The following is a 9,862-nucleotide window of genomic DNA, read 5'->3' as shown; positions in this document are numbered from 1 at the left end:
ATCACTTCCCGCCGGGCGTGGGTGCGTTCGTGTCGCCGCCGGTTACGTTCTCGCCGTTCATGTCCTCGATGAGGCGGGTGGCGATGGCGGCGAGTTTGCGTTCGTCGGCGTAGGCGAGTCGGGACGGCAGTTCGCTCAGCGGTACCCAGGCGACCTCGGTGACTTCGAGGTCCTCGTCGGACAGTTCACCGCCCAGGAAGCGGAGGAGATAGTGGTGAACGGTCTTGTGGACTCGGCGGCCTTCGGTGACGAACCAGTAGTCGATGCTTCCCAGCGACGCCAGCACGGTGCCGCGGATGCCTGTCTCCTCGGCGACCTCGCGCATGGCCGTCTGCTCGGCGGTCTCGCCCTGCTCGATGTGTCCTTTGGGCAAGGACCAGAGCAGGCGTCCGCGCCGGTCGGTGCGGCCGATCAGGGCTGCGCAGCGGGTGGCAGGCGGGCCGTCCAGGCCGTCGACCACCAGGCCTCCGGCAGAGGTTTCTCGAACGGTCCGCAGCTTGGGTGCTTCGGTGTCGGCGCGTGCTTGACGCCGCCGCGGGTTGCGGCGGCTCCTGTTCGCACGTTCGGCAGCAGACACCCGATCCATACTAGTTGCCTCGGCGCGCCGCTCCGGCGTGCCGCACCGTGGCCGATGGCCGAGACAATCCGGTCGGTACTGCGCCAGTAGGCTCTTCCACCGTGGCCGATCAGTCCCTGTCTTCCGTTTCCCCCGAGCACGCCGATGCCCGCCGGGAAAGGTTGCTGGCCGCAGCTGCGGTGACGTTGCGTGAACTCGCGCCGGTACTGACCCCGTTGGGCGCGTTGTTCGCTGCCGCGGGCCACGAGCTCTACCTCGTCGGTGGGTCCGTTCGGGACGCGGTTCTCGGTCGTTTGGGAACCGATCTGGATTTCACCACCGACGCCAGGCCGGAGGTCGTTCAAACGCTGCTGTCCGGGTGGGCGGACCATCAATGGGACACGGGCATCGCGTTCGGAACGATCAGTGCGGCCAAGGACGGCCAGCAGATCGAGATCACGACGTTCCGCACCGATTCGTACGACCAGGTCTCGCGTAACCCCGAGGTGCAGTACGGCAACAGCCTCGAAGAGGATCTGATCCGACGCGATTTCACCGTCAATGCCATGGCCGTGCGGTTGGGTGCCGACGGCGTGCAGGAGTTCGTCGATCCGCTCGGCGGCATGGACGCGTTGCTCGAGGGCGTACTCGATACCCCGTCGGCACCGGAAACGTCGTTCGGTGACGATCCGCTGCGGATGCTGCGCGCGGCTCGTTTCGTGTCGCAACTCGGTTTCTCGTTGCTGCCGCGGGTGCACAGCGCCATCGTCGACATGGCGGATCAGATCGACCGCATCACCGCCGAGCGCATTCAGGTGGAGCTGGACAAGCTGATTCTCGGTGCCCACCCGATCGAGGGCATCGACGTGATGTGCGAAACCGGTCTGGCTCAGCGCATCATTCCCGAGGTGCCCAACATGAAGCTCGAAATCGACGAGCATCATCAGCACAAGGACGTGTACTGGCATTCGTTGACCGTTCTCAAGCAAGCCATCGACCTCGAGGACGGCGACCCCGATCTCGTACTGCGTTGGGCCGCACTGCTGCACGATATCGGCAAGCCCGACACCAAACGTAACGAGCCCGGCGGCGGCGTCAGCTTTCATCACCACGAAGTCGTGGGTGCCAAGATGGTGCGAAAGCGTATGCGCGCGTTGAAGTATTCGAAGAAGATGATCGAGGACGTCTCGCATCTGGTGTTCCTGCATCTGCGATTCCACGGGTACGGCAAGGGTCAGTGGACCGACTCGGCCGTCCGCCGCTACGCCACCGATGCCGGGGAGCTACTCCCCAAGTTGCACAAGCTCGTTCGAGCCGATTCGACCACCAGGAACAAGCGTCGAGCAGCCGCGCTGCAGGCGACGTACGACGACCTCGAAGAGCGTATCGCCCGCATCGCCGAGCAGGAGGACCTGGCGCGGGTTCGTCCGGACCTCGACGGCAACGCGATCATGGAGCTGCTCGGTATCCCCGCCGGCCCCGACGTGGGCAAGGCATGGAAATTCTTGAAAGAACTCCGACTCGATCGGGGACCCCTCTCCCGCGAGGACGCCGAAGCCGCGCTGCTCGAGTGGTGGCCGACGCAGTAGCGCGTCCCGCGCACGTGCACGGAACTTCGTAGCCCACTACGAGCTTCCACTCACGACGAGCGAAGCTCGGCCTTGACGAGAGAGACGTTGTAGCTGTCCCACTCGGAGACGGTGAGGGTCAGCTCGTTCGACGTCAGCGCGGTGCGCGCCTCGTGTTGAGTATCGCTGCGACGAAGCCGACCGCGTAAATCCCTGCTCCGACGAACACCAGCGCGTGCGCAGTGGGATCCTGGCTCAGTTCCGTGGCGTCGGGGCCGACGGCGAATGCGGCCGCGGCGAGGGCACCGACGAACGCCACGTTGAACACGGTGTCCTGCAACGCGAATACTCGTCCACGATGCGCGTCGTCGATCTCGATCTGCATGGCCGCGTCCCCGCTGAGTTTGACGGTCTGCCCAGCGATGCCGAGGAGAAATGCTCCGAGCAGCAGGCTGGTCTGGGTGAGACCGGAGACGGCACCGACCTGAGCGGCGATGGCCAGGACGAGGGCGGTGGCGATGGTGCGGGTGCGGCCGAACCGTGGGACGGCGAACGGGGCGATGACGGCAGCGAGAAACATTCCGGTCGCCGTGGCTCCGACGGCAATGCCGAAGCCGGCGAGGCCGCCGGGCAGGGAACTGTGCGTGCTCTCCCGCAGCACCAGCACCATGATGAGGGTGTTGATGCCGAACACGATGCGGTGTGCCCCGATGCCGATCATCGCGGTGGTCACTCCCGGCGACCGCCACACCGCCAGGGCACCCGACTTCAGTCCGGCGGCAACATCTTTCAGCGGGTTGCCGGGCCGATCGACCGTATCGGGACCGAGAGACCGCGGCGCGAACCGTCCGGCCGCGACAGCACCGACCACCGAGCCGGTCGCGGCCAGCCCGACGGCGACGCCCGAACCGAGATCCCCCGCTCCGACGGCACCGATCACCGCGACCGCCAGTCCCGCGCCGCCCGCCGCGAAACCGGAGCCGACGGTGGCCAGTACCGAGTTCATCGGCACCAACCACGATTGCCGCACCACGTGCGGCAGGGATGCCGATGCGCCCGCCAGCACGAATCGACTGAGCCCCACGGTGGCCAGAGCCAACAGAAGCAGCGGTGTGGCGTCGACCCCGGCACACAGAAGTACGGAGGTCGCGGTGATGAGCACGATGCGAACAATGTTGGCCCACAACAGAACCGATCGACGATCCCAGCGGTCCAACAGCGCCCCTGCGAACGGGCCGACCAGTGAGTAGGGCACGAGCAGAACAGCGAAGCCGGCGGCGATCTCGGCGGGGTTGGTGGCGCGTTCGGGATTGAACAGGATGGCACCGCTCAATGCGGCTTGGAACAATCCATCACCGAACTGACCGGCGAAACGAACGGTGGTGAGCTTTCCGACGCCCGGTGACTCACGTAGGCGGGTACGAAAGGTGGCGTCGTTCACCGACGGGACTCTATCCCGCGTCGATCACACCGATACGGCGGGCTTGTCTGCCTTCCACCATGCGATCGTGGCGGCCGTGCCGTCGGCGAGAGGGGTGGGCTCGAGGCCGAGAACGCGCTCGCTGTGGCTCGAGTCGAGGATGTAGGGGTAGCGGAACTGGTACAGGGTGTCCCCCAGCTCGTTCATCGGACCGGAAACGAGCCCCAGTGCTCGCATGACCCAGGCCGGTATGACGCCGATCTTCGGGGTCGGCAAGTGCGCTGCAGCAGAGTACATCTCGATCATCTCTCGTTGCGTCACCGCAGGAGCGGTGGGTGCATGCAGGACGGTGTTCCACGTGGACGGTCGTGCGGCCGCGACGATCATCGCGGCTGCGAAATCCGGCACGTACGTGAAGGAATGGGGCAGGTTCGCGGCCCCGATCACCCGAATGGTCTTACCGGCGAGCACATTGGCGACCACTCGTTCTCCCATGTGAGAGGTCAGCACCCGTGGGCCGTAGAAGTCCGAGGCGGCGACGCTGACGGTGGGGGTCGAGTGCGCGTCGCGTGCGGCCAGGAGTTCGGTGCGCACACCCAGCTTGCGGAACGTGGCGTTTCTGGGCGAGTCCTCGCGAATGGGCCCGTCGATCCGGCCGTAGGCGTAGAGACTTTCGGGGAACACGACGACCGTGCCCGCCGCCGCGTCGAGCACGCGCCGTTCCATCGCCTCGAGCTTGTCGCGCCACACCTTGTCCTCGTAGGCGGCATGGGTGCAGTGATAGATGGCGGTGGCTCCGTCGACGTGCGCTCGGAGGTCGTCGGACTCGATGTCGACCGATCGCCGTTCGATGTTCGGATGCTGTGGTCCGCTGCCGGATCGAGTGAGGATACGCACCGTATGTCCCTGCGCGGCAAGCTGTTCGGCGATCGTCCAGCCGACGGGTCCGGCACCGGTGACGACGTGAAGTTCTGACATGGCTACTCCGTTTCAGTAAACGAGAGCGGTGCTCTCTGATGTATCGAGTGTGCACCTCTGCTTGCAGAAAAGCAAGAGCAGTGCTCTCTCAAAAGAGCGGCAGTTACAGTAGCGAGCATGTCGAGCACTCCGCGTACCCGAGCCCGCGCCCAGACTTTGAGCGACATCACCCGCATCGGACGCGAGCACCTGGCCGCAGACGGTGCTGCGGCCCTGTCGCTACGCGCGGTCGCCCGAGATCTGGGCGTCGTCTCCTCAGCGGTCTATCGCTACGTCTCGAGCCGGGACGAACTACTGACGTTGCTCGTCGTCGATGCGTATTCCGAGTTGGGCGACGAGGTCGACGCGGCCGTCGACGCCGCGGACGGCCCTGCCGACAAATTCCGGGCGTTGAGCCGGGCGGTGCGTCGATGGGGACTGCGAGAGCCGGCCCGGTACGCGCTGCTCTTCGGCAGCCCTGTACCCGGTTACCACGCGCCCGCCGAACAGACCACCGGCCCGGGTACCCGGGTGATCACTACATTGGTCGCAGTCCTGAACTCGGCCTGGAGCGTCCGTCGCCCGGACATCGAACCGGCACGTACCGAGTTGGCGTCGCTGCACGGTAGTTTCGAGGACATCCGCGCCCAGATGGAGATGGACCTGCCCGACGAGCTCATCGCCCTGGGCGTGATGGTGTGGGCGTCACTGTTCGGTGCGATCAACTTCGACGTGTTCGACCAGTACGGCGCGACGACGTTCGCCGACCGGGACGCGTTGTTCGAGTTCCAGTTGGGAATTCTGACGAAGATTGCCGGGCTCGAGTAGGACTGAGGACTGGCCGTCGTGCTTGTGCCACATCCGGCGGTGTGCGGTGCCACAATGGCTGATGTGGCAGCGCATGCGGAGGAACCCGAGGACCGGACGGCGTCGGCACTGCACGATGTTCGCCCCGGCAGTCTGCTGGTGTCGTCCATCGAACTCGTGGAGCCCACGTTTCGGCGCACCGTCATCTACATCATCGAACACAACGACGCGGGCAGTCTCGGCGTCGTGATCAACCGTCCCAGTGAGACCGCGGTGCAGAACGTGCTGCCCGATTGGTCCGAGCTCGCTGCGAAGCCGCGGGCCCTGTTCGTCGGTGGTCCGGTCAAGCGTGATTCGGCACTGTGTCTGGCCACGCTGCGCACCGGTGCGTCGATCGACGGGGTCGCCGGTCTGCGCAGAGTCGACGGCCGGGTGGTGATGGTCGATCTGGATTCGGACCCCGCAGACATCGCGCCGTACGTGGAGGGTGTGCGCATCTTCGCCGGGTACTCGGGGTGGACGTTCGGGCAGCTCGAAGGTGAACTGGACCGAGAAGACTGGATCGTGTTGTCGGCCTTGGCTTCCGATGTGATCGGTCCGCCGCGAGTCGACCTGTGGGCGCAGGTTCTGCGTCGTCAGCCGATGCCGTTGGCGCTGTTGGCATCCCACCCGATCGACGTCGAACGGAACTGAGAGCGGCTGCGCCGCACGTGCGCGGAACTTCGTAGCAGGGGTCGAGTTTCCACTCACGACCCAGGACGCAACCTAGTGCGAAAAAGCCCGCGCGGTCGAGTGTCCACCTGATGTCAGTCCGTCGATCACCTCGTCGATGGCGATGCAGAGCATGCGTCCGAGGTCTGCGCTGAAGCCCTCTCTGACGACGATTCTGAGCACGGCGACGTCGGTGGCGTTGTCGGGCATCGTGTACGCCGGCACCTGCCAGCCGCGGGCTCGCAGTTCGTGGGACACGTCGAACACGGTGAACTCGCAGTGCTCTTTCAACATGAACGACAGGACCGGGATGGCCGATCCATTGGTGATCACCTCGATGTCCGGGTGCTTCTCGAGGTGTTTGCTGACGCGAACTGCGGTGTCGCGCAGTGCTTTCATGATGTCGGTGTAGCCGGACCGGCCCAGGCGCAGAAAGTTGTAGTACTGGCCGATCACCTGATTGCCCGGCCTCGAGAAGTTCAGAGTGAAGGTGGGCATGTCGCCGCCGAGGTAGTTCACGCGGAACACGAGATCCTCGGGCAGGTCTTCTTTGGTCCGCCAGACCGCGAATCCGATTCCCGGATAGGTCAATCCGTACTTGTGTCCGCTGGCGTTGATGGACTTGACCCGAGGCAGACGAAAGTCCCATTCGAGCTCCGGGTACAGAAACGGTACGACGAAACCACCGCTGGCCGCGTCGACGTGAGCCGGTACGTCGGGTCCACCGCCGTCGGCGATCTCGTCGAGGACGGCGCAGATTTCCTGTACCGGTTCGAGTTCACCGGTGAACGTGGTGCCGAGAATTGCGACGACGCCGATGGTGTTTTCGTCCACCGCGTCCCGAACCTGGTCCGGGGTGATGACGTAGCGCCCGCGTTCGACGGGCAGGTACTTGGGTTCGACGTCGAAGTAGCGACAGAACTTCTCCCACACCACCTGGACATTGCTGCCCAACACCAGGTTCGGGGTTCCTGTCCCGGCCCCCTTCGCCCGCCAGCGCCACTTGAGCGCCAACCCCGCCAACATGACTGCCTCACTGGAGCCGATGGTCGAGACGCCGGTGGCCGACGACGGGTCCTCGCGGTCGAGGCCGGGTGCGTGGAACAGGTCGGCGACGATGTTGACGCACCGTTCTTCGATGGCCGCGGTCGACGGGTACTCGTCCTTGTCGATCATGTTCTTGTCGAACGTCTCCGCCATCAGCTTCTCGGCCTGCGGATCCATCCATGTGGTGACGAACGTCGCCAGATTGAGGCGTGAGCTGCCGTCGAGCATCAGTTCGTCGTGGATGTAGCGGTAGGCGGCGTCGGGGTCGAGTTGATTCTCGGGGAGTCGTAGTGCGGGTACAGGATCGGTGGCGAGGCGGCCGGTGTAGGCGGCAGAGACGACGCCATCCGTGTGCAGTTTCCTGGGCATTGTCTTCTCCGATTTCTCGACTGACACCCAACCTAGTCCGCGACGACAGCCGCCGGGCTCGGTTCCGGTCGACGCGCGAAATGCTGAGCGATGACGGTGCACACCATCAGCTGGATCTGGTGGAACAGCAACAGCGGCAGGACGATCAACCCGATGGGCTGGCCGACGAAGAGCACGGCGGCCATCGGCAGCCCGCTCGCCAGGCTCTTCTTGGATCCGCAGAACAGCAGTACCAGACGATCCTCCAGCGAGAAACCGAACCACTTGCCTGCGTACCAGGTAATCGTCAGAACGAGGGCGAGCAGCAGGATGCACACGGCGACGACGATGCCGATGCGCCACAGGGCGACCGAAGACCACACGTGTTGGTTCATCGACGCGCTGAAGGCGGAGAAGACGACCAGCAGAATCGATCCCCGGTCGACGAGTTTCGTCGACGCGCTGTGGCGGGTCAGCCAGCCCGTCACCCAGGGTCGGAGCAGCTGACCGACAGCAAACGGGAGTAGCAGCTGCGCAACGATGTCGAGGATCGAGCTCGGATCGATGCTCGCCGAACCCGTGGTGGTCATCAGCGCGAGCACCAACAGTGGGGTGACGAACACGCCGAGAATGTTGGAGAACGACGCGCTCACCACGGCACCGGCCACGTTCCCTCGGGCGATGGAGGTGAACGCGATCGAGGATTGGACGGTCGAAGGCACCAGGCAGAGGAACAGCACTCCGGTGTAGAGGTCCTCGCTGAGCAGACTCGGTTCGAGGACCCGCAGGGCCAGGCCGAGCGCGGGGAACAGCAGGTACGTCGACGCCAGGATCACCGAGTGCAAGCGCCAGTGTTTGACGCCTTCCCAGGCGTCACGTGGGGACAGTCGCGCGCCGTAGATGAGGAACAACAGCCCGATGGCGACGCGTGTGACCCAGCCGAGAACGTCCTCGGCGGTTCCCGACGCGGGGAAGATGCTCGCCAGCGCGGCTACCGCGAAGATGCTCAGCAGGAAGGGGTCCAGGACGGTGTCCCGCAACGCTTTCACTCGGCCTGCTCAGTCCGCAGTGGTGGTGCGGGCGCGATCGGTGAGGGTGTTGAGCATTCCCGCGATCGTGTCGGCGGCTGCGGTTCCGATGGTCAGTCGATCACCGTTGGCGAAGGTGACGAATGCCGCCGGCCCGGCTTCGGTGGCGACGGCGTAGTTGCCGCGGCCCTTCGCTCGCAGACCCCACCCGCCGAAGTCCTTGGCCGGGTTCACCGTCCGCACCGAGGCACCGGTGATCTCGCCGATGTCGTAATCGAATGCCGCCATTCCCAGGCTCGAGACGTAGAGACCGTCACTGTCGATGTGCACGGTGAATCGCAGCAGGGACAGGATCAGGATGGTCAGCGGAACGAACAGAAAGATCGGCCAGGGCGAATTCGATAGATAGCACGTCACGCCGGCTCCGGCTGCCGACAGTGCGATCACCGTGACTGCGGCGACGCGGCTCGCTCCGACGGGAACCACCAGCGGCAGTTCGAGGCCGCACCGAGGAAGGTCGGTGTGCAGGGGTGCGGTGGCGACGACGCGTTCGCGATGATCCCGCAGGCGCGACGCTCCGAACAGTCCGATGGCGAACCCGGCAACGGTACCGACGGCGATGGCCCAGCCGGGAATGGTGACGCTCTGCTCGGTGGGTAGGTCGAGTTCGCGTGTGAGGGTCGCGATCTCCAGCACGCCGATCGTCCCGACGACGGTGAGCCCGATGATCAACATCGTCCGACGCATGATCAGCAGCACTCGGGCCAGGGCAGCCACCGCGCTCACACCGCCGCCGACCAACACGATGACGATGGCGACGGTCCAGGCGTTGGCGAGCGGATTGGAGAAGTCGTCCGGTTCGGTTCCGCTGAAGTGAGTCGCCACCTGGTCCGGCAGGCGACCCTCCCACAGGTAGGCCAGGACGAGGCAGAGAGCGGCAACCGCGAGCGGGAGGACGACGCCGAAGACGACTCCGGCCGGATCGAAGGTGCGCGGACTCTTCTGTTTCATGCGCTCAGCTCGGCTGGCAGGCGTCCTTGAGGCTGCACGAGATGCACGATTGTCCGCATCCGTCGGCCTCGGCGGGTGCCGGCGCTGCCGCGGCTGCGCGGGCACCGATGGATCCGCCGGCTGCGGCGATGAACAGCGCTGCAGCGAGGGCAACGACCACTCCGACGACCGCTGCGATTCCGTTCAGTGCGAGTGCGGCGACGCCGCCGATGGCCAGTACCAGCGCAGATGCGGCTGTGGTCGGGCCGGCGACACGATTCGCGAGGACGAACGTCTCGTCGTCGCGCATTGCCTCGGGGGTGCGGACACCGGCGAAACGATTGCGCGGGAGTCGGCCGAGCAGCGACAGGGCAGCAACAGCCCCGACGACGAGGGCGAGCACGAACAACACAACCGAGACGATGACCAC

The 9,862-nt window shown here is 65.4% G+C and carries 10 protein-coding genes; 3 read left to right on the top strand and 7 right to left on the bottom strand.

The window, feature by feature from the left end; translation table 11 throughout:
- Position 1: 1 nt before the first annotated feature.
- Complete coding sequence (locus tag E4P29_RS12480; protein ID WP_135045069.1) at positions 2 to 577, bottom strand: NUDIX hydrolase; 576 nt, start codon at positions 575 to 577, stop codon at positions 2 to 4.
- A 101-nt stretch (positions 578 to 678) separates the two neighbouring features.
- On the opposite strand from E4P29_RS12480, the gene E4P29_RS12475 reads away from it, so the two are divergent.
- Complete coding sequence (locus tag E4P29_RS12475; RefSeq protein ID WP_135045067.1) at positions 679 to 2,145, top strand: CCA tRNA nucleotidyltransferase; 1,467 nt, start codon at positions 679 to 681, stop codon at positions 2,143 to 2,145.
- 133 nt (positions 2,146 to 2,278) lie between these two features.
- Here the strand turns inward: E4P29_RS12475 and E4P29_RS12470 are convergent, their stop codons facing one another.
- Both E4P29_RS12470 and E4P29_RS12465 read right to left on the bottom strand, forming a co-directional pair.
- Entirely contained in the window at positions 2,279 to 3,565 is a 1,287-nt protein-coding gene (locus E4P29_RS12470; protein ID WP_135045065.1) for an MFS transporter, read from the bottom strand.
- Positions 3,566 to 3,589: 24 nt separating this feature from the next.
- Positions 3,590 to 4,522 (bottom strand): NAD-dependent epimerase/dehydratase family protein, encoded by a 933-nt coding sequence (locus E4P29_RS12465; RefSeq protein WP_135045063.1) that lies wholly within the window; start codon positions 4,520 to 4,522, stop codon positions 3,590 to 3,592.
- Positions 4,523 to 4,639: 117 nt separating this feature from the next.
- On the opposite strand from E4P29_RS12465, the gene E4P29_RS12460 reads away from it, so the two are divergent.
- On the top strand, positions 4,640 to 5,329 hold the full coding sequence (locus tag E4P29_RS12460; RefSeq protein WP_135045061.1) for a TetR/AcrR family transcriptional regulator: 690 nt from the start codon (positions 4,640 to 4,642) through the stop codon (positions 5,327 to 5,329).
- Positions 5,330 to 5,383: 54 nt separating this feature from the next.
- The gene (locus E4P29_RS12455; RefSeq protein ID WP_135045059.1) at positions 5,384 to 6,001 is read left to right on the top strand and encodes a YqgE/AlgH family protein; all 618 of its coding nucleotides are present in this window, start codon (positions 5,384 to 5,386) and stop codon (positions 5,999 to 6,001) included.
- A 72-nt stretch (positions 6,002 to 6,073) separates the two neighbouring features.
- Here the strand turns inward: E4P29_RS12455 and E4P29_RS12450 are convergent, their stop codons facing one another.
- From E4P29_RS12450 to E4P29_RS12435, 4 genes are read right to left on the bottom strand one after another with little or no spacing between them, the layout of a single operon-like run.
- A complete protein-coding gene (locus tag E4P29_RS12450) occupies positions 6,074 to 7,435 on the bottom strand; it encodes a glutamate decarboxylase (RefSeq protein ID WP_135045057.1) in 1,362 nt (453 codons plus the stop codon).
- Between the two features lie 32 nt (positions 7,436 to 7,467).
- The gene (locus tag E4P29_RS12445; protein WP_205912897.1) at positions 7,468 to 8,454 is read right to left on the bottom strand and encodes a bile acid:sodium symporter family protein; all 987 of its coding nucleotides are present in this window, start codon (positions 8,452 to 8,454) and stop codon (positions 7,468 to 7,470) included.
- Between the two features lie 18 nt (positions 8,455 to 8,472).
- Positions 8,473 to 9,453, bottom strand: coding sequence for a DUF1648 domain-containing protein (locus tag E4P29_RS12440; RefSeq protein ID WP_135045055.1), 981 nt, complete (start codon positions 9,451 to 9,453; stop codon positions 8,473 to 8,475).
- 4 nt (positions 9,454 to 9,457) lie between these two features.
- The gene (locus E4P29_RS12435) at positions 9,458 to 9,862 is read right to left on the bottom strand and encodes an SdpI family protein (protein ID WP_135045445.1); all 405 of its coding nucleotides are present in this window, start codon (positions 9,860 to 9,862) and stop codon (positions 9,458 to 9,460) included.

Origin of the sequence: Rhodococcus sp. 1R11 (genome assembly GCF_004563845.1) — a bacterium.
Taxonomy (GTDB): domain Bacteria; phylum Actinomycetota; class Actinomycetes; order Mycobacteriales; family Mycobacteriaceae; genus Rhodococcoides.
Note: the sequence above shows the minus strand (reverse complement) of the source record. Positions and strands in the feature narration are given on the sequence as shown.